This is a genomic window from Kitasatospora sp. NPDC056273 (assembly GCF_042268845.1).
In the GTDB taxonomy this organism is placed as follows: Bacteria; Actinomycetota; Actinomycetes; order Streptomycetales; family Streptomycetaceae; genus Kitasatospora.
In genome coordinates this window covers 1-20,344 of sequence record NZ_JBHJSJ010000011.1, presented here as the reverse complement: position 1 = coordinate 20,344, position 20,344 = coordinate 1, and the positions used below count along the sequence as shown (strand labels likewise).

At 75.6% G+C, this 20,344-nt stretch carries 12 protein-coding genes; 10 read left to right on the top strand and 2 right to left on the bottom strand.

Annotation, left to right across the window (positions count from 1 at the left end; all coding sequences use genetic code 11):
* Window positions 1-77: 77 nt before the first annotated feature.
* Window positions 78-1,325, top strand: coding sequence for a CapA family protein (locus ACFCY1_RS12360; RefSeq protein WP_375874456.1), 1,248 nt, complete (start codon window positions 78-80; stop codon window positions 1,323-1,325).
* A gap of 156 nt (window positions 1,326-1,481) precedes the next feature.
* Here ACFCY1_RS12360 and pepN read toward each other — a convergent pair whose 3' ends face one another.
* Window positions 1,482-3,971 (bottom strand): aminopeptidase N, encoded by a 2,490-nt coding sequence (gene pepN / locus ACFCY1_RS12355; RefSeq protein ID WP_375874455.1) that lies wholly within the window; start codon window positions 3,969-3,971, stop codon window positions 1,482-1,484.
* 262 nt (window positions 3,972-4,233) lie between these two features.
* Here pepN and ACFCY1_RS12350 point away from each other — a divergent pair, with 262 nt between their 5' ends.
* From ACFCY1_RS12350 to ACFCY1_RS12325, 6 genes are all read left to right on the top strand, one after another.
* Window positions 4,234-5,049 carry a 2,3-dihydro-2,3-dihydroxybenzoate dehydrogenase gene (locus ACFCY1_RS12350; RefSeq protein WP_375874454.1) on the top strand — a complete coding sequence of 272 codons (816 nt, stop codon included), beginning with the start codon at window positions 4,234-4,236 and terminating at the stop codon, window positions 5,047-5,049.
* Between the two features lie 94 nt (window positions 5,050-5,143).
* Window positions 5,144-6,355: an isochorismate synthase DhbC gene (gene dhbC, locus ACFCY1_RS12345; protein WP_375874558.1), complete on the top strand. Its 1,212-nt coding sequence runs from the start codon at window positions 5,144-5,146 to the stop codon at window positions 6,353-6,355.
* Entirely contained in the window at window positions 6,352-8,031 is a 1,680-nt protein-coding gene (locus ACFCY1_RS12340) for a (2,3-dihydroxybenzoyl)adenylate synthase (RefSeq protein ID WP_375874453.1), read from the top strand. Before dhbC ends, ACFCY1_RS12340 begins: the two co-directional genes overlap by 4 nt.
* A 51-nt stretch (window positions 8,032-8,082) precedes the next feature.
* Entirely contained in the window at window positions 8,083-8,802 is a 720-nt protein-coding gene (locus ACFCY1_RS12335) for an isochorismatase family protein (RefSeq protein ID WP_375874452.1), read from the top strand.
* Window positions 8,799-9,032, top strand: coding sequence for a phosphopantetheine-binding protein (locus tag ACFCY1_RS12330; RefSeq protein ID WP_049657883.1), 234 nt, complete (start codon window positions 8,799-8,801; stop codon window positions 9,030-9,032). The genes ACFCY1_RS12335 and ACFCY1_RS12330 overlap by 4 nt, the downstream gene beginning before the upstream one ends.
* Window positions 9,032-9,874 (top strand): AMP-binding protein, encoded by an 843-nt coding sequence (locus tag ACFCY1_RS12325; RefSeq protein ID WP_375874451.1) that lies wholly within the window; start codon window positions 9,032-9,034, stop codon window positions 9,872-9,874. The genes ACFCY1_RS12330 and ACFCY1_RS12325 overlap by 1 nt, the downstream gene beginning before the upstream one ends.
* A gap of 118 nt (window positions 9,875-9,992) precedes the next feature.
* Here the strand turns inward: ACFCY1_RS12325 and ACFCY1_RS12320 are convergent, their stop codons facing one another.
* The gene (locus ACFCY1_RS12320; RefSeq protein ID WP_375874450.1) at window positions 9,993-11,288 is read right to left on the bottom strand and encodes an amidohydrolase; all 1,296 of its coding nucleotides are present in this window, start codon (window positions 11,286-11,288) and stop codon (window positions 9,993-9,995) included.
* Window positions 11,289-11,351: 63 nt separating this feature from the next.
* Here ACFCY1_RS12320 and ACFCY1_RS12315 point away from each other — a divergent pair, with 63 nt between their 5' ends.
* From ACFCY1_RS12315 to ACFCY1_RS12305, 3 genes are read left to right on the top strand one after another with little or no spacing between them, the layout of a single operon-like run.
* On the top strand, window positions 11,352-18,716 hold the full coding sequence (locus tag ACFCY1_RS12315) for an amino acid adenylation domain-containing protein (protein ID WP_375874449.1): 7,365 nt from the start codon (window positions 11,352-11,354) through the stop codon (window positions 18,714-18,716).
* Window positions 18,713-18,898: an MbtH family protein gene (locus ACFCY1_RS12310; protein WP_049656914.1), complete on the top strand. Its 186-nt coding sequence runs from the start codon at window positions 18,713-18,715 to the stop codon at window positions 18,896-18,898. The genes ACFCY1_RS12315 and ACFCY1_RS12310 overlap by 4 nt, the downstream gene beginning before the upstream one ends.
* On the top strand, window positions 18,895-20,301 hold the full coding sequence (locus ACFCY1_RS12305) for a DHA2 family efflux MFS transporter permease subunit (protein WP_375874448.1): 1,407 nt from the start codon (window positions 18,895-18,897) through the stop codon (window positions 20,299-20,301). The genes ACFCY1_RS12310 and ACFCY1_RS12305 overlap by 4 nt, the downstream gene beginning before the upstream one ends.
* Window positions 20,302-20,344 lie beyond the last annotated feature (43 nt).

Sequence of the window (20,344 nt, the reverse complement as noted above, 5' to 3'; positions counted from 1 at the left end):
GCGAGCTCGGGTCCGAGCGGTGGTGATTCGGTGGCGTACGCTGATCGTTCTCGCATCATCCTCGGGGGGATCCACTCATGCGCCGTGCCGCGGCCGCCGTCGCGCTGTTCGCCGGACTGACCGCCGTCACCGCCTGCGGGCCGGACGACCCCGCCCCGGCCCCGGCCTCCGCCGCCCCCGTCCCGCCGGGCGAGTCCTCGGCGCCGGGCGGCTCGCCCTCCGGCACGGCCCCGGGCAAGAGCGCCCCGCCCCGGCCCGACGGCACCATCACCGTCGCCTTCGCCGGGGACGTCCACTTCGAGGGCCGCACCGAGGCCCGGCTGGCGGTCAAGCCGCCCGAGCCTGCGCTCGGCCCGATCTCCCGCACCCTCGCCGACGCCGACCTGTCGGTCCTCAACCTGGAGACCGCGATCACCGGGCGCGGCGCCCCGGAGCCGAAGACGTACACCTTCCGCACCTCGCCCAAGGCGCTGTCGGTGCTCAAGGACTCGGGCGTCGACGTCGTCTCGATGGCCAACAACCACGCCGTGGACTTCGGCGCCGACGGCCTCACCGACACCCTCGCCGCCAAGGACTCCTCGCCGATCCCGGTGGTCGGCGTCGGGCGCAACGCCAAGGAGGCGTACGCCCCGTACGTCACCACCGTGCGCGGGGTGAAGGTCGCGGTGGTCGCCGCCAGCCAGGTCGAGGACCTCACCAACCAGAAGTGGCGGGCCGGCGCGAGCAAGCCGGGCATCGCCTCGGCGCTGGACGTCCCGGCGCTGGTCAAGGCGGTGGAGACGGCGAAGCAGCAGGCCCCGGTGGTGCTCGTCTACCTGCACTGGGGCGACGAGGGCAAGGCTTGCCCGACCGGTCCGCAGACCACCATCGCGAAGAAGCTCGCCACCGCCGGAGCCACCGCCGTGGTCGGCACCCACGCGCACACCATGGTCGGCTCGGGCATGCTCGGCGACACCTACATCGGGTACGGCTTCGGCAACTTCCTCTGGTACGGCACCTCGAACTACGCCAACTCCAACGAGACCGGTGTCACCACCCTCACCCTCACCGCCGACGGGAAGGTGACCGGCGAGGCCTTCACCCCGGCCACCATCGACGACAAGGGCATCCCGGAGCCGGTCACCGGCGCCACCGCCGAGGCCGCCCTCAAGCGCCGCGACGGCCTGCGCGGCTGCACCGGCCTCTCCCCGGCGCCCGCCGCCCCGGGCGCCCCCGGCACCCCCGCGACGGCCCCCACCGCCCCGACGGCCCCCGCCTCCACGGCTCCCGGGAAGTCCTCGACGGCTCCCGCGAAGGCTCCGACGACCCCCGCCGCGCCGCGCTAGGGTCCGGTCGACCGACCCGGCGCACGTCCTGCGGGAGCCCTGCCGGACGGGCCCTGCCGGACCAGGGCGCGGCGTTGCGGTGCGGCGGCACGGGACAGCACGAGACGGCGGCGCGACCACCCGGGCCGCGCCGCCGCCTACCGCCCGCCGGGGGTGCTACTGCTCGGCCCGCGCCCGTGCCCGGACGGCGCGGCGCAGGGTGTCCAGCTGGTCCACCAGTCCGCGCCGGGTCGCCGCGGTGAGCTCCGGGTCGGCCAGGCAGGCCTCGGCCGCCCGTACCGTCCGGTCGGTGGCGGCGAAGGCGGGGAAGCCCGTGGTGGCGAGCACCCGGGCCAGTGCGGGGCCGCGGCGGGCGGTGGCCGACCCCAGCTCCTCGAAGTAGCGGGCGGTCAGCCCGTCCAGCAGCTCGGCCTGCTCGGGCTGCCACAGGCCCCTGGCGGTGGCGGCGGCCAGGTAGTTGGAGAGCTCGCCGTGGAACAGCGCCTGCCAGGCTGCCTCCTTGGCCCCCGGGTCGGGCAGCGCGGCGCGGCAGCGCGCGGCGCCCTTCTCGCTGGTGTCGCTGGGGTCGGCGGCGAGTTCGGCGGCGATCTCCGGCTCGCCCGCCGCGCCGAGCACGCACAGCCGAAGCAGCAGCTGCCAGCGCAGGTCCGGGTCGAGCACCGGCCCGCCGGGCACGGTGCCGGCCGCCAGCCAGTCGCGCAGCTCGGCGGCCTGCGCCTCGCCGGCGGCGGTGCCGATCACGCCGCGCGCGGCCACGAGGCGCAGCCCGGTGCGGTCCGTTTCGTCCTCGGTGCGCCGCAGCAGGGTGCGGCAGACCTCGTTCAGGACGGCCAGTGCCGCCGGCCGTGCGGTCGGCGGCACGGCGCAGTCCACCACGAAGTCGCGGGCGAAGGAGAGCACCGCGTCGACCAGGTGCACCGAGGTCTCGCCGGGCAGGTGGGCGGCGACCAGCTCCAGGTACTCGCCGGGTGCCAGCTCCCCGTCGCGCACCTGGTCCCGGGCGGCGCTCCAGAGCACGGCCCGGGCCAGCTCCTCGGGCACGGCGCCGAGTGAGGAGCGCACGGTCCGCCAGGAGCCGGGGTCGAGACGGATCTTGACGAAGCTGAGGTCGGTGTCGTTGAGCAGGGTCAGCTCGGCGTCGGTCTTCACCGCCGCGGTGCTGTCGGCCGCCAGGTCGAGCGGCACGCGGTCGGCCAGCTCCAGGGCGCCCTCGGCGGTGCGCCGGTAGTGGCCCACGGTCAGCTGGTGCGGGCGCGGCCCGCCGTCGGCCGAGGTGTGCTCGATCCGGCCGTCGGTCAGCCGCAGGGTGTCCACGCCGGTGGTGCGCAGCCAGCGGTCGGCCCAGCCGTGGACGTCGCGGCCGCTGGTCGCGGCCAGGGCACGGAGCAAGTCGTCGAGGGTGGCGTTGCCGAAGGCGTGCTCGTCGAAGTAGTCGTTGACGCCGGCCAGGAAGGCCTCCTCGCCGAGCCAGGCGACCAGCTGGCGCAGCGCGGCGGCGCCCTTGGCGTAGGAGATGCCGTCGAAGTTCTGCAGCGCCTGGGCGGTGTCGTCCACCGTGCCGGGTGCCACCGGGTGGGTGGAGGGGCGCTGGTCGGCGTCGTAGCCCCAGGTCTTGCGGTTGGCGGCGAAGCCGGTCCAGGCGTTGGTGAAGCGGGTGGAGGAGGCGGTGACGCTGTAGGCCATGTACTCGGCGAAGGACTCGTTCAGCCACAGGTCGTCCCACCACTTCATGGTGACCAGGTCGCCGAACCACATGTGCGCCATCTCGTGCACCACCACCAGGGCGCGCTCCTCGCGCCTGGTGTCGTCCACGGCGGAGCGGAACACGAACTCGTCGCGCAGCGTGACGCAGCCCGGGTTCTCCATCGCGCCGGCGTTGAACTCCGGCACGAAGCACTGGTCGTAGCTGTCGAAGGGGTAGCGGTGCCGGAAGACCCGGTGGTAGTGGTCGAAGCCCTGCCGGGTGACCTCCAGCAGCTCGGGGGCGTCGGCGTCCAGGTGGGCGGCGAGCGAGCGGCGGCAGTGCAGGCCGAGCGGGATCCCGTCGTGCTCGGCGCGCACCGAGTGCAGCGGGCCGGCCACCACGGAGACCAGGTAGCTGCTGATCGCCGGGGTGGGCGCGAACTCCCAGCGCCCGGGCGTGACCTGGCGGCCCACGCCGTTGCCGACCACGGTCCACTGCCGCGGCGCGGTGACGGACACCGTGTACCGCGCCTTGAGGTCGGGCTGGTCGAAGGACGCGAACACCCGCGGGCCGTCGTCGAGGAAGGACTGGGTGTAGACGTAGTCCTCGCCGTCGGCCGGGTCGGTGAAGCGGTGCATGCCCTCGCCGGTGTGCGAGTAGGCCATGTCGGCCTCGACGGTGAGCTCGTTGTCGGCCGCCAGGCCGGTCAGCGGGAAGCGCCCGGCGCGCAGCGCGGCGACGTCCAGTTCGCGGCCGTTCAGCACCACCCGGCGGAGCGCGGCCGGTTTGACGTCCACGTAGGTCCCGGCGCCCGGGGTGGTACAGCCGAAGCGGATCACCGTGGTGGAGCCGAAGACCTCCGGACCGCGGGTCAGGTCGAGGTCGAGGCGGACGGTGCGGACGTCGAGCAGGCGGTGGCGCTCGACGGCCTCGGCCCGGGTGAGTACTGAGGTATCAGACATACGGCTCATGCTGCTTCATCCACGGGTGGGCGGCACCCGCTTTTCGGCACCCGTTTTTCGGTGCCGGCTTTTCGGTGCCGGCCTTTTGGCACCCGCTCTTCGATGCCCGCTTCTCGGTGCCGGCTCTTCGGTGCCGGAAGGAGACCGGGGCCGCCGGATCGTCCGGGGCGGACGGCCTCCGTGCGTCCGGAGCGAGTTGACGGCGAAGCAGCGGAATTCGTACAGGCGCTCGGCACAGGCGAACAGCTGTGTTAGGTTAGGCTTGCCTAATCTTGCTGGTCGGAGGGGATGTCCTGTGCAGCAACAGTCCGAATTCGCCGGTGCCGTCGCGATGGTCACCGGGGCCGGGCAGGGCATCGGCGCGGCCGTGGTGCGGGCGCTGGTGGCCGAGGGAGCCGTCGTCGCGGCGGTGGACCGCGATCCCGGCGGGATCGACGCGCTGGCGGCCGAACTGCCGTCCGTGCGTCCCTACGCGCTGGACGTCTCGGACGCCCGGGCGGTCGACAGCACCGTGGAGTCGATCGAGAGCCGGCTCGGACCGATCGGCGTGCTGGTCAACGTCGCGGGAATCCTGCGCACCGCCCCGGTCGTCGAACTCACCGACGGGGACTGGGCGGACACCTTCGCCGTCAACACCACCGGCGTCTTCCACACCAGCCGCGCCGTCGGCCGCCGGATGGCGGATCGCGGACGCGGAGCGGTCGTGACCGTCGGGTCCAACGCCGCCGGGGTGCCGCGCGCCGGGATGGCCGCCTACGCGGCGTCCAAGGCGGCGGCCACCATGTTCACCCGCTGCCTGGGGCTGGAGCTCGCCCGGTCCGGGGTGCGGTGCAACGTGGTGTCGCCCGGCTCGACCGACACCGCGATGCAGCGCGCGCTGTGGGGCGAGGACGCCGAGGCGGCCGAACGCCGGGTGATCGAGGGCGACCTGGGCGCCTGGCGGGTCGGCATCCCGCTCGGGCGGATCGCCGCGCCCGCCGACATCGCGGAGGCCGTGGTGTTCCTGGCCTCCGACCGGGCGCGGCACATCACCATGCACGACCTGTACGTCGACGGCGGCGCGACCCTGCGCGCCTGAGCGGAACGCCGCCGGTCCTCCTCCCACCCCCGAAGAACCGTCCCAGACTGGAGAAACCGCCGTGACCACGGTGCACCACGCCCCCGCCGGGCCGATACCCGCCGGGCCCGACGCCCCGGCGACCGCCCTCGCCGAGGGCCAGGACCACGCCGTCATCGGCGCGGCCAGCGGACTGCTCGGCCAGTACCGGGCCGGCTCCGACGAGGCGTTCTTCGCCTCGCCGACCCGCACCCTGCTCGGCTCCGGGGTGCACGCCCGGGTGCCGCAGGACGGGCGGCCGCTGCCGGTGCGGGTCGCCGAGACGCTGGCCGAGGCGGGCCGCTCCGGCGTCGAACGGCCGCTGGTGGTCGGCGCGGTGGCGTTCGACCGGGACAGCCGGGTCGAACTCGCCGTCCCCGCCCGGGTCCGCACCGCCGGGGCGCTGCGCGACGACCCGCTGATCGCCCTGCCCGCGCCGCCGGCCGAGCAGGCCGACTGGCGGATCGACCCGGTGCCCGCGCCCGAGGCGTACGGCGCGGGCGTCGCGGCGGCCGTCGAGCGGCTGCGCGGCGGGGAGTTGAGCAAGGTGGTGCTGGCCAGGACGCTGGAGCTGAGCGCCGCGCGGCCGCTCGACCTGCCCGCCATCCTGCAGCGGCTGGCCCGCCGCGACCCGGGCGGCTACACCTTCGCCGTCCCGTCCGGCGGCGGCCGCACCCTGGTCGGCGCCAGCCCCGAACTCCTGCTCTCCCGGCGGGGAACGGCCGTGCTGGCCAACCCGCTGGCCGGCTCCGTGCCGCGCAGCGAGGACCTCGGCGAGGACGTCCGGCGCGCCGCCGCGCTGCTGGAGTCGCCCAAGGACCTGCACGAGCACGCCGTCGTGGTGGACGCCATCCGCGAGGCGCTGGCGCCGTACTGCCGCACCCTGGAGGTGCCCGAACGGCCCACCCTGGTACGGACGGCCGCGATGTGGCACCTGGCCACCACGATCCGCGGCGAGCTGGCCGACCCGACGGTCTCCGCCCTCGAACTGGCCTGCGCGCTGCACCCCACCCCGGCGGTCTGCGGCACGCCGACGGACGTCGCCCGCCGGGTGATCGGCGAGGTCGAGCCCTTCGACCGCGGCCTCTACACCGGCATGGTCGGCTGGGAGGACGCGACCGGCGACGGCGAGTGGGTGGTCACCATCCGCTGCGCCGAGGCGGAGGGGCGGACGCTGCGGGTGTACGCCGGCGCCGGCGTGGTCGAGCAGTCCCGGCCGGAGGCCGAACTCGCCGAGACCAGCGCCAAGTTCCGCACCTTCCTGGACGCCGCGGGGGTGGCCCGGTGACGCCGCTGGAGACGGCCCGGGCGGGCTTCACCCCGTACCCCGCCGAGTTCGCCGAGCGCTACCGGGCCGCCGGGTACTGGCGCGGCGAGACCTTCGGGCGGATGCTGCGCGAGCGCGCCGCCGAGCACGGCGGGCGCACCGCCGTCGTCGACCCGGGCGGCCACGGCGTGGCGGCGACCGAGCGGCGCTGGACGTACGCCGAACTCGACCGCCGGGCCGACCGGATGGCCGCCGGACTGCTCGCCCGGGGCATCCGGGCCGGGGACCGGGTGGTGGTCCAACTGCCCAACGCCGCCGAGTTCTTCGAGGTCGTGTTCGCGCTGTTCCGGATCGGCGCGCTGCCGGTCTTCGCGCTGCCCGCCCACCGGTACGCCGAGATCGGGTACTTCTGCTCCTTCACCGGGGCGGCGGCGTACGTGGTGCCCGCCGTCGAGGGCGGCTTCGACTACCGCGAACTCGCCAGCCGGGTACGGGCGGAGAACCCCGCGCTGCGGCTGGTGCTGGTGGCCGGCGAGGACCCGGGGGAGCACGTCCGGCTCGCGGACGTGCCCTGCGACGGGCCGGGTCCGGAGGCCTTCGGCGGGGAGCCCGGTCCCGAGGACGTCGCCTTCCTCCAGCTCTCCGGCGGCAGCACCGGTGTGCCGAAGCTGATCCCGCGCACCCACGACGACTACATCTACTCGCTGCGCGGCTCGGTCGAGCTGTGCGGCCAGGACCCGGACAGCGTGTACCTGTGCGTGCTGCCCGCCGCCCACAACTTCCCGCTCAGTTCGCCGGGTTCGCTCGGCACGCTGTACGCCGGCGGTCGGGTGGTGCTCTGCCCGCAGCCCGCCCCCGAGACGGCCTTCCCGCTGATCGAGCGCGAGGGCGTGACCATCACCGGGCTGGTGCCGCCGCTCGCGCTGCTCTGGCTGGACGCCGCCGAGCGCGGTGTCCGCGGCTACGAGAGCCTGGAGGTGCTGCTGGTCGGCGGCGCCAAGTTCAGCGAGGAGGCGGCCCGGAGGGTGCGCCCGGTGCTGGGCTGCACGCTCCAGCAGGTGTTCGGGATGGCCGAGGGCCTGGTCAACTACACCCGGCTGGACGACCCGGAGGAGCTGGTCACCACCACCCAGGGCCGGCCGATCTCGCCCGACGACGAGGTCCGGGTCGTCGACGACCAGGACCGGGACCTGCCCGACGGCGCCACCGGACACCTGCTCACGCGCGGCCCGTACACCATCCGCGGCTACTGGAACGCGCCCGGGCACAACGCCGACTCCTTCACGGCGGACGGCTTCTACCGCACCGGGGACCTGGTCCGGCGCACCCCCACCGGCCACCTGGTGGTCGAGGGACGGGCCAAGGACCAGATCAACCGGGGCGGGGAGAAGGTCGCCGCCGAGGAGATCGAGAACCACCTGCTCGCGCACCCCGCGGTGCACGACGCGGCGGTGGTGTCGATGCCCGACCCGTACCTGGGCGAGCGCACCTGCGCGTACGTGGTGCTGCGCGCCGAGAGTCGTGAACAGCCCCCGAAGGGCGTCGAGTTGAAGCGGTTCGTGCGACAGCGCGGGCTCGCCGAGTACAAGGTGCCGGACCGGGTCGAGTTCGTCGCCGCCTTCCCGGCCACCGGGATCGGGAAGGTCAGCAAGAAGGAGCTGCGGGCCGCGATCGCGGCCTCGCTGACCACCGGCTGACGCCTCCGTCCTTCGTCGCCACCTCGCCACATCTAGCTAAGGAACACCACCGTGGGCCTGCCCCGCATTCCCCGCTATCCCATGCCCGCCGCCGAGGAACTGCCCGCCAACCGGGTCGCCTGGACGGTCGACCCGGCGCGCGCCGTCCTGCTGGTGCACGACCTGCAGAACCACTTCCTGGACGCCTTCGATGCCGAGGCCGCGCCGGTGACCGAACTCCTCGGCAACGTCCAGGCGTTGGCGGAGGCCGCGCGTGCCGCCGGCGTGCCCGTCGTGTACTCGGCGCAGCTCGGTGGGCAGAGCCCGGCCGAGCGCGGGCTGCAGCAGGACTTCTGGGGCCCGGGCATCCCGGCCGACCCGCGGGCCACCGCGATCGCCGACGCCGTCGCCCCGGCGCCGGGCGACACCGTGCTGACCAAGTGGAAGTACAGCGCCTTCGTGCGCACCGAGTTGGAGCAGCTGCTGCGCGAGCAGGGGCGGGACCAGCTGGTGATCACCGGCGTGTACGCGCACATCGGGGTGCAGGCGACCGCCTGCGACGCCTGGATGCGGGACGTGCAGGCCTTCGTGGTGGCCGACGCGGTCGCCGACTTCGGCCCGGCGGAGCACCGCGGTGCGCTGGCCTGGGTGGCCGGGCGCTGCGGGATGGTCGCCACGGCGGAGACCGTGCTCGGGGCGATGGCTCCGGCCGCTGCGGCGGCCGGCCTGGACGCCACGGCCGGCTTGGACGCCGCAGGCGTCGACGTGCTCGAAGGGGTGGGCGGCAAGTGACGGGTACGGGCTTCACGGTGGAGCGGATCCGGGCCGAGGTCGCCGACCTGCTCGGCGAGGACCCGGCGGAGATCCCGCTGGACGAGAACCTGGTCGACTGGGGGCTGGACTCCATCCGGCTGATGACCCTCGCCGGGCGCTGGCAGGAGGAAGGCGCCGAGGTGGCGTTCGTCCAGCTCGCGGAGCGCCCGGCGATCGAGGCCTGGGCCGAGCTGCTGGGCGCGGCGTGATGGCGGCGGGGGTGGGCGAGGCGCTGCGGGACCCGGTGCGGGATCCGCTCCGGGAGCCGGTTCGGGACGGGGACCGGGACGCGGCCCGCGGGGCGGTGCTGCCCGAGGTGCCCGAACTGCCTCCGCTGCCGCGCCGGACGGTGCGCTACCCGGCCACCACCGCGGTGGGGCCGGTCGAGGCGCAGGCGGCGCGGACGCCGGACGCGCCGGCGCTGGTGCTCGCGGGCGGGGAGACCGTCGGCTACCGGGAGTTGAACGCCTCGGCCAACCGGCTGGCGCGCGCCCTGGCCGCCCGTGGGGCCCGCCCGGGTGCGGTGGTCGGCCTGGCGGCGTTCCGCCGTCCGGCGGAGCTGGTGACGGCGCTGCTGGCGGTGGCGAAGTCGGGTGCGGCGTACCTTCCGCTGGACCCGTCGGACACGCCCGGGCGGCGCGAGCGGCTGCTCGTGGAGAACGCTCCGGTCTGCGTGCTGGGGGAGGGGGTGCCGGGGGCGCTGGCCGGGCTGGAGACGGAGGGCGAGCTGCCCACCGACCCGCCCCGGGCGCTGACCCCGCACCATCTGCTCTGCGTCGGGTACGGCCCGGGCGGGCGCCCGAGCGCCGTCCGGCTCACCCACGCCGAGGCGGACCGCCGGGTGCGCGAGCTCCAGGCGGCCCACCCGCTCGGGCCGGGCGACCGGGTGCTGCAGCTGGGCCTGCCGCTCTGGGAGTACCTGTGGCCGCTGCGGACCGGCGCCGCCGTGGTGCTCGCCGACCCGTGGCAGGAGGGCGAGGTCGGGGCGCTGGTGCGGGAGTTGGGCGTGACGGCGGTGCGGGTGGCGCCCGGGGTGCTGCTCGGCGGGTGAGCGGGACCCGGGGCGCCGGGGGCGACGGCTGACGGAAGACGGTCGACGGGTAACAGATAACAGATGACAACTTTCAGCGAACAGATTTCGTTATCTGTTCGCTGAAAGTTGTCGGCCGTCATTCGTTCGTCGCTGCCGCCGACTCCGCCGACTCCGCCGACTCCGCCGACTCCGCCGCAAGATCCGCCGCCAGGTCCGCCGCCGTCCACGCCATCGCCACCGCGCCGTCCAGCACCGCCCGCTCCGCGTCCGCGCCCAGCGCCGCCTCGGCGAACGCCGCCTCGTGCGGGGCGCAGGCGCCGCCGGTGATGTCCAGCACCGGATGGATCGACGGCACCGCGTGCGACACGTTCCCCATGTCCGTACAGGCGAAGGGTCCGCTCTCGACCGGTTCCGGCCGGCCGAGCGCCGCCGCGTTGGCCCGCCACAGCGTCAGCAGCCGGGGGTCGGAGCGCATGTCCAGGTAGTCCGGTTCGGGTCGGGTCAGTTCCACCTCGCAGCCGGTGGCGAGTGCCCCGGCGCGGAAGCAGTCCTCGACCCGGGAGCGCAGTTCGGCGAGGTCCTCGGCCGCCGAGGCCCGGATCTCGTACTCGGCGCTCGCGCTGTCCGGGATCAGGTTCGGCGCCGTGCCGGCCGCCGTGGTGATGCCGTGCACCCGCCACTGCGGCGGGAGGTGCTGGCGCAGCAGCCCGATCGCGACCTGGGCGACGGTGAGCGCGTCGGCGGCGTTGCGCCCCCGGTGCGGGTCGAGGCTCGGGTGGGCGGCGCGCCCGGTGTAGCGGACGGAGAGCGTGCCGAGGGCGAAGGAGCGGAAGTCGGCGACCTCGACGGGGCAGGGGTGGACCATCATGGCCGCGTCCACCCCGTCGAACGCCCCGGCCTCCAGCAGCAGGGCCTTGCCCGCTCCGCGCTCCTCGGCCGGCGCGCCGATCACCCGTACGGTGAGCCCGAGTTCGTCCGCGTACGGGGCGAGCCCGAGCGCCGCGCCGATCCCGGCGGCGGCGATCAGGTTGTGCCCGCAGGCGTGGCCGAGTCCGGGCAGGGCGTCGTACTCGCAGACCAGCGCGACGGTGACCGGCCCGCTGCCGAGGCGTGCGTCGAAGGCGGTGGCCAGGCCGTGGGCGGGCGCGGTGACCGAGTAGCCGTGTGCGCGCAGCAGTTCGGAGCACCAGGCGGCCGCCAGGTGCTCCTCGAAGGCGGTCTCGGGGTGGGCGTGGATGCGGTGGCTGAGCGCGAGGAGTTCCGTCCGCAGGGCGAGGACGTGCTCGCGCACGGCCCGCTTGGCGGCGCTGGGTCCGGTTGGTCCGGTTGGTCCGGTGGGTTCGGCGCTCTGCGGCAGCGGTTCGGTCTGGGGCACGGGTGGCGTCTCCGGGGTGTCAGGGGCCCGACCCTGCGGGGCCGTTGACCAGATCATATGAACTTAGATTAGGCTAACCTAAGTAAGGCGTTCCGGATCCCCCGAGGAGCTCTCCACCCCATGCCTGCCGTCGAAACCCAGATCGCCGACAGTCAGACCGTCGACAGCCAGATCGCCGACAGTCGGGCCGCCCACAGCCGGACCGTCGACGGTCAGGCCGCCGACGTCCCCCTGCTCGCCGCCCAGGCCGCCATCTGGTACGCCCAGGCCCTCGACCCCGACAGTCCGGTCTACAACACCGGCGACGCCGTCGAGATCACCGGCCCGCTCGACGACGAGCGGTTCGAACAGGCGCTGCGGCAGGCGGTGGAGGAGGCCCAGGCGCTGAGCGCCGTCGTCGTCACCGACCCGGACGGCACGCCCCGCCAGCGGCTGCGCCCCGGCCGCCACTGGCCGCTGCACCGCCTGGACCTGCGCGCCGCCGAAGACCCGGCCGCCGAGGCCGAGGCCTGGATGCGCGCCGACCTCGCCCGCCCGGCCGACCTCGCCGAGGGCCCGCTGTTCACCCACGCGCTCATCCGGCTCACCGGGGACCGTCGGCTCTGGTACCGCCGCATCCACCACCTCGCCGTCGACGCCTACGCGTTGACCCTCCTCGGTGACCGGGTCGCGGCCCTCTACACCGCCCTCGTCACCGGCGCCGAGCCCGCGCCGAACCCCTTCGCCGGACTCGCCGAGGCCGCCGCCGAGGAGGCCGCCTACCGCGAGAGCGCGCAGTACGGGGCCGACCGCGCCCACTGGTCGGCCCGGATGGCCGACGCCGACACCCCGGCCACCCTCCCGGGCACCCCCGAGCCCGGCGCGTCCCCCGAGTCCGGCGCGTCTCCCGAGTCCGGCGCGTCTCCCGAGTCCGGCGCGTCCCCCGAGTCCGGCGCGTCTCCCGAAGCCGGCGCGTCCGGCGCATCGATCCGCCTCACCGCCGAGCTGCCCGCCGGCACCCGCGACCGCCTGGAGCGCGCCGCCGAGGCCGTCCGCGCCACCTGGGCCGAGCTGCTCCTCGCCGCCGCGGCCGGCTACCTGCACCGCCTGACCGGCACCCAGGACGTCGTCCTCGGCCTGCCGCTCGCCAACCGCCGCGGCCCGGCCGCCCTGCGCACCCCCGTCGCCGCCGCCAACGTGCTCCCGCTGCGCCTCGCCGTCCGCCCCGCCGACAGCGCCGAGGCCCTGGTGCGCGCCGTGGTCCGCGAGCTGCGCGCCGTCCGCCGCCACCAGCGCTACCCGCTGGAGGAGCTGCGCCGCGACCTCGGCCGCACCGGCGACCGCCGCGCCCTGTTCGGCCCGATGGTCAACATCAAGGCCTTCGAGAGCGACCTCGACCTGGCCGGCCTGCCCGGCACCGTCCGCAACCTCGCCGCCGGCCCGGTCGACGACCTCGCCCTGAACGTCTCGCCCGGCCCGGACGGCGCGCTGCGCCTGGTCATCGACGCCGACCCGGCCCGCTACGGGGCCGCCTCCCTCGTCGCCCACCGCGACGGCCTGCTGCGCTACCTCGACGCCCTCGCCGACCTGCTGCTCACCGACCCCCGGACGCCCGTCGCCCGGATCGACCTGCTCGACCCGGACGGCCTGCGCCGCGCCACCGAAGGCCGTACCGAGCCGCCGGTCGAGCGGACCGTGCCCGAGCTGTTCGCCGCCCAGGCCGCTCGCACCCCGGAAGCCGTCGCCGTCCGCTCCGGCGCGGCCGCGCTGACCTACCGGCAGCTCGACGCCGCCGCCAACCGGCTCGCCCACCGGCTGACGGCCCTCGGCGTCAAGGACGGCGCACCGGTCGCGATCGCCCTGCCGCGCGGCACCGACACCCTGGTGGCGATGCTCGCCGTCCTCAAGGCGGGCGGCGCCTGCGTCTCCCTCGACCTCGCCCACCCCGAGCGGCGCCTCGCCGCCGTGCTGGCCGACGCCCGCCCGGTCTGCGCGATCGGCACCGCCGACGCCCTCGCCGGGCTCGGCCTGCCCGCCGGCTTGCCCGTCGTCCGCCCGCAGGACGCGGCCGGCGAGCCCGACACCGCCCCGCCCGCGCCCCGACTCGGCCAGCCCGCCTACGTGTTGCACACCTCGGGCTCCACCGGTCGCCCCAAGGGGGTGGTGGTCACCCACGCCTCGCTGGCCAACCTGCACGCCGGCCTCGGCGAGGACCACGTCGCCCCCGCCCTGCGCCGCGCCGGCCGGGACCGGCTGCGCGTCGCCCACAGCGCCTCGTTCGCCTTCGACGCCTCCTGGGACCCGGTGCTCTGGATGGTCCACGGCCACGAGCTCCACCTGCTGGACGACGCCACCTACCGCGACCCGGCCGCGCTCGCCGCCCACCTCGACCGCGAGCGCGTCGACTACCTCGACCTCACCCCCTCCTACCTCGAAGTCCTGATCGCCGAAGGCATCCTGGACGAGGGCCGGCACCGCCCGTCCGTCCTCGTGGTCGGCGGCGAGGCCACCCCGCCCGCCCTCTGGCAGCGCTTGGCCGCCGTCCCCGGTCTGCACCCGGTCGACCTCTACGGCCCGACCGAGACCACCGTCGACGCCTACGCCTGGACCCCGGGCCCGGACGGCGCCCCGCGCGGCCGGGTGGTGCGCGGCTCCCGCGCGTACGTCCTGGACGGCTCGCTGCGCCCCGCGCCCGACGGCGTCACCGGCGAGCTGTACGTGGCCGGCGCCTGTCTGGCCCGCGGCTACCTCGGCCGCCCCGACCTCACCGCCGAACGCTTCCTCGCCGACCCCTTCGGCCCGCCCGGCAGCCGGATGTACCGCACCGGCGACCTCGCCCGGCGCCGCCCCGACAACACCCTGGAGTTCCTCGGCCGGGCCGACGACCAGGTGAAGATCCGCGGCTTCCGGATCGAGCCCGGCGAGATCGCCGCCGTCCTCGCCGAACTCCCGGGCGTCGCCCAGGCCGTGGTGATCGCCCGCCCCGGCCCGCAGGGCAAGCGCCTGCTCGGCTACGCCGTCCCGGAGAGCGGCAGCACGCCCGATCCGGACGGGCTGCGCGCCGCGCTCGCCGCCCGGCTGCCCGCGCACATGGTCCCGGCGGCCGTCCTGCTGCTGGACGAACTGCCGCGCACCGCCCACGACAAGCTCGACCACCGGGCCCTGCCCGAGCCCGCCGCGGCCACCGAGGGCACCGCGGCGGCCACGCCCCGGGAGGAACTGGTCTGCGGCCTGTTCGCCGAGGTCCTCGGCCTGCCGCAGGCACCCGGCCGGGAGGCCTCCTTCTTCGACCTCGGCGGCCACTCGCTGCTCGCCGGCCGCCTGGCCGCCCGGCTGCGCGAGACCTTCGCCGCCCCGGTCGGCTTCGCCGACGTGTTCCGGCAGCCGACCCCGGCCGGCCTCGCCGAACTGCTCGACCAGGCCGCCCTGTTCGACCCGGCGGAGCCCGAGCACCGCCCCGCCCTGGTGCCCGTGCCGCGCACTGAGCGGATGCCGCTCTCGCCCGCCCAGCGCGGGCTCTGGTTCCTGCACCGCCTCGAAGGCCCCAGCCCCACCTACAACATCCCGCTGGCGCTCACCCTCACCGGCCCGCTCGACCGGCACGCCCTCGGCCTCGCACTCGGCGACCTCGTCGCCCGGCACGAAGTCCTGCGCACCGTCTACGGGGAGGAGCCGGACGGCACGCCGTACCAGCGCATCCTCTCCGAGTTCCGGCCCGAACTCCACGGGAGAACCGGAGAGCTGGGCGATGAAGTCCGGTACGCCTTCGACCTGACCGCCGAACCGCCGCTGCGCGCGAGCCTGTTCACCGCCGGCCCCGAGCGGCACACCCTGCTCCTGCTGCTCCACCACATCGCGGGCGACGGCGCCTCCACCACCCCGCTGCTGCGCGACCTGGCCGTCGCCTACGGCGCCCGGACCGCCGGTCGGGAACCGGAACTGCTGGAACTCGCCGTCCAGTTCGCCGACCACGCGGCCTGGCAGCGGGAGCGGCTCGGCACCGCCGACGCGCCCAGCCCGCTCGCCGTCCGGCAGGTGGAGCACTGGCGCGCCGCGCTCGCCGGACTGCCCGACCAGCTGGAGCTCCCGCTCGACCGCCCCCGTCCGGCCGTCGCCGGCCACCAGGGGGCCACCGTGCCCTTCGCGCTCGGCGCCGAGGCGCACACCGCCCTGGCCGGGCTCGCCCGGGCCGCCGACAGCACCGTCTTCATGGCCGTCCAGGCCGGGCTCGCCGCCCTGCTCACCCGGCACGGCGCCGGCACCGACATCCCGGTCGGCACCCCGGTGGCCGGCCGGGAGGACGAGGAGACCGCCGCACTGGTCGGCTACTTCGTCAACTCGGTGGTGCTGCGCACCGACACGTCCGGCGACCCGACCTTCCGCGAGCTGCTGGCCCGGGTCCGCGGCACCGTGCTCGCCGCGCACGAGCACGCCGAACTGCCCTTCGACCGCCTGGTCGAGGAGCTCAACCCGGCCCGCTCGCTCGCCCGCCACCCGCTGTTCCAGGTGATGCTCGCCTGGCAGAGCCGCCCGGACGAGCGGACCGCCCTGGGCGGCGGCCTCACCGCCGACATCGCCGCGATCCCCAGCGGCACCGCCAAGTTCGACCTCACCCTGAACGCCGGGGAACTGCCCGGCGGCGGCATCGGCGGCTTCCTGGAGTACCGCACCGACCTCTTCGACGACGCCACCGTGGCCGCCCTCGGGGAGCGCCTGACCCGGCTGCTCACCGCCGCCGCGAGCGCCCCCGACACCCCGATCGGCCTGCTGCCGCTGATCAGCGAGGAGGAGCGGCGGCGCGCCCTGGTCGAGTGGAACGGCCCGTCGGTGGACACGTCTTCGGACGCCACCCTGCCCGAGCTGTTCGAGGCGGCCGCCGCCGCCCATCCGCACGCCGTGGCGGTGGGCTACCGGGACGAGCAGCTCGACTACACCGAACTCGCGGCCCGCTCGGACCGGTTGGCCCGGCTGCTGGCCGCCGAGGGCATCGGTCCCGGCACCATCGTCGCGCTCGCTCTGCCGCGCTCGCTCGAACTCGTCGTCGCCCTGCTGGCGGTGGCCAAGTCCGGCGCCGCCTACCTGCCGCTCGACCCCGACTACCCGGCCGACCGGCTCGCCTACATGCTGGCCGACGCCACCCCGGCCGCCCTGCTCACCGACCGCGCCACCGCGCCCCGGCTGCCCGCCCACGAGGTGCGGCAACTCCTGGTCGACGGGCCGGAGTCCGCCGCCTTCCCGGCCGTCCCGCTGGAGCAGCACGAGCGCACCCGCCCGCTGCGCGCCGAGGACACCGCGTACGTCATCTACACCTCCGGCTCCACCGGCCGGCCCAAGGGCGTGCCGGTCACCCACCGCAACGTGGTCCGGCTGTTCGGCGCCACCGACCACTGGTTCGGCTTCGGCGCCGAGGACGTGTGGACGCTGTTCCACTCCTACGCCTTCGACTTCTCGGTCTGGGAGCTGTGGGGCGCCCTGCTGCACGGCGGCCGACTGGTCGTCGTCCCGCACCTGGTCAGCCGCGACCCGGCGGCCTTCCTGGACCTGCTCGCCCGCGAGCGGGTCACCGTGCTCAACCAGACGCCGTCCGCCTTCTACCAGCTCAGCGCCGCCGACCGGGACCGCCCCGGCAGCGAACTCGCCCTGCGCTACGTGGTGTTCGGCGGCGAGGCGCTCGAACTCGCCCGGCTGGACGACTGGTACGACCGGCACGCCGAGGACGCGCCCACGCTGGTCAACATGTACGGCATCACCGAGACCACCGTGCACGTCTCGTACATCGCCCTGGACCGGGCGAGCGCCGCCGCCGGGAGCAGCAGCACCATCGGCGTCAACATCCCCGACCTGCGGGTCTACGTCCTCGACCAGCACCTCCAGCCCGTCCCGCCCGGCGTCACCGGCGAGATGTACGTGGCCGGGGCGGGCCTGGCCCGCGGCTACCTCGGCCGCCCCGAGCTGTCCGCCACCCGCTTCGTCGCCGACCCGTACGCCGCGCTGTTCGGCGAGCGCGGCACCCGGATGTACCGCTCCGGGGACCTCGCCCGGCGCCGCGCCGACGGCGTCCTGGAGTACTTCGGCCGCGCCGACCAGCAGGTCAAGCTGCGCGGCTTCCGGATCGAACTCGGCGAGATCGAGGCCGTGCTGGCCGCCCACCCGGCCGTCGCCGACGCCGCCGTGGTGGTGCGGGAGGACGTGCCGGGGGACAAGCGGCTGGTCGGCTACGCGGTCGCGCCGGTCGGCGCCGTGGGACCGCTCGGCACCGCCACCCCGGACGAGCTGCGCGCCCACGCCGCCGCCGAACTGCCCGCCCACATGGTGCCCTCCGCCGTCGTCCTGCTCGACCGCCTCCCGCTGACCGCCAACGGCAAGCTCGACCGCCGCGCCCTGCCCGCCCCCGAGGCCCCCGCCGCAGGCGCCGGCCGCCCGCCGCGCACCCCGCGCGAGCAGCAGCTGTGCGAACTGTTCGCCGAGGTGCTGGGCGTGGCCTCGGTCGGCGTCGAGGACGACTTCTTCGCACTCGGCGGGCACTCGCTGCTGGTCGTGCGGCTCGCCGGGCGGATCCGCGAGGTGCTCGGACTGGAGGTCGGCATCGGCGCGCTGTTCCAGGCGTCCACCGTGGCCGCCCTGGACGCCGCCCTCGCGGCGGGCGCGCCCGGCGCCGACGCCCTGGACGTGCTGCTGCCGCTGCGGCCCGTCGCCCCCGGCCGGCAGCGCCCGCTGTTCGCCGTCCACCCGGCCGGCGGCCTCAGCTGGTGCTACACCGGCCTGATCCGCAACCTGCCCGGCGAGGTGCCGATCTACGGCCTCCAGGCCCAGGGCGTCGGTGCCGCCACCGCCGAACTCCCGCTCCCGGAAACGCTGGAGGAGCTGGCCGCGCACTACGCCGACCGGCTGCGCGAGGTCCAGCCGGAGGGCCCGTACCGGCTGCTCGGCTGGTCCACCGGCGGGATCATCGCGCACGCGGTGGCCGTCCGGCTCCAGGAGCTGGGCCAGCAGGTCGAGTTGCTCGCCATCCTGGACGCCTACCCCGCCGAGGGCTTCCGCGAGCTGCCCGTCCCCGACCAGGCCGAGGCGCTGGAGGCGCTGCTCACCATGGGCGGCTTCGGGCCCGAGGACCTCGACGGCCTGCCGCTCGAACTCGGCGCCGTCACCGCGCTGTTGCGCCGCGAGGGCAGCCCGCTCGCCGGGCTGGACGAGAGCACCGTGGCCGCGCTGAACCGGATCTACCTCAACACCAACCACCTGGTGCGCGGCTACGACCACCGCCGCTTCGACGGCGACGTGCTGTTCTTCCGCGCCACCGTCGACACCATCGACGACACCCTGGTGCCCGAGCTGTGGACGCCGTACGTGTCCGGCCGGATCGCCAACACCGACGTGGCCTGTTCCCACAAGGACATGACCCTGCCCGAGCCGATCGCGCACATCGCGAGCGTGATCGCCGACCACCTCAAGCAGTCCGACAAGCAGTCCGACAAGACGACCGACGATGGAGAAGACCACCGATGAGTGACGCCCCCGCCAACCCCTTCGACGCCGACGGCGAGTTCCTCGCGCTCGTCAACGCCGAGGGACAGCACTCCCTGTGGCCCGCCTTCGCCGCCGTCCCGGCCGGTTGGACCGTCGCCCACGGCCCCTGCGAGCGGCCGGCCGCCCTGGAGTGGATCACCGCGCACTGGACCACGCTGTGACCCCTCCGGCAACCCCTCCGGCGGTCCAGGCCCCGGCGCGCCCCCTGCTCGCGGGGCGCGCCGCGGTGGTGGTCGTCTACACGGCCGCGATGTGCATGAACGGCCTGGACTCGACCATCGTCAACCCGGCGCTGTTCAGCATCGCCGAGGACTTCGGCCGCCCGGTCTCGGCGGCGAACGCCGTGGAGACCGCCTTCCTGGTCGGCCTCGCCCTCGGGCTGCCGGTGGCCGGCTGGCTCGGCGACCGGTACGGCGTCAAGCGGGTCTTCCTCGGCTCGCTCGCCGCCTTCACCCTCGCCTCCGCGCTCTGCGCGGCGGCGCCCGGCCTGGGCACGCTGTCCGCCGCCCGGGCCGTCCAGGGCGTGGCCGGCGGGCTGCTCACACCGGTCGGGATGACCCTGCTGTTCCGGGCCTTCGCCCCGCACGAGCGGGCAGGCCTGGGCCGCATCCTGATCGTCCCGACCGCGCTGATGCCCGCCCTCGGGCCGCCGCTCGGCGGCTTCCTCACCGAACACCTCTCCTGGCACTGGCTGTTCCTGGTCAACGTGCCGATCGGCGCGGCCGCCGTGCTGATCGGGCTGATCGGCCTGCGCGGCGAACAGGAGCCCCCGGCCGGCCGCTTCGACACCACCGGGTTCCTGCTCGCCACCCCCGGCCTCGGCCTGCTCACCTACGCCCTCGGCTTCGGTCCGGCGCACGGCTGGACCTCCCCGGGCGTGGCCCTCGGCGGACTGCTCGGCCTGGTCCTGCTGGGCGCCGCCGTACGGCACCAACTGCGCACCGCCGAGCCCCTGGTGGATCTGCGGCTGCTCGCCGACCGCACCTTCGGCACGGCGAGCTGGCTGGCCCTGCTGACCTCGGCCGGGCTGATGGGCGCCCTGTTCGTGCTGCCGCTGCTCTACCAGGCGGCGCGCGGCGCCACCGCCCTGGACGCCGGGCTGAGCGTCTTCCCGGAGGCCATCGGCCTGATGGCCGCCTCGCAGGTGGTGGACCGCCTGCTGCCCCGCCTCGGCCCGCGCCGGCTGGCCCTGCCCGGGTTGCTGCTGGCGGCGGCCGTGCTGGCCGCGCTCGGCTTCGCGGAGAACCCGTGGGCCGTACGGGCGTTGATGTTCGCCGTCGGACTGGTGCTGGGCACCGCCGTGCTCACCGTCCAGATCGCCGGCTTCGCCGACGTCCCGCCGCCCGCGATGGGCCGTGCGATGGGCCTGTTCACCATCCTGCGCACCCTCGGCGGCGCCCTCGGCATCGCCGCCACCGCGGCCCTCATCGGCGCGTTCGGCGACGGCGCGGGCGCCGGACCGTACCGGCTCGCCCTCGGGCTCACGGCGGCCCTGGTCGCCGCCGGCGCCCTCCTGGCCGTCCGCCTCCCGGTCGACGCCCCGGGCCCGCCGCCGGAGGACTGAGCCCTCAGGTGGTGGTCGTCCGCCCGGCCGCGTCGTGCGGCCC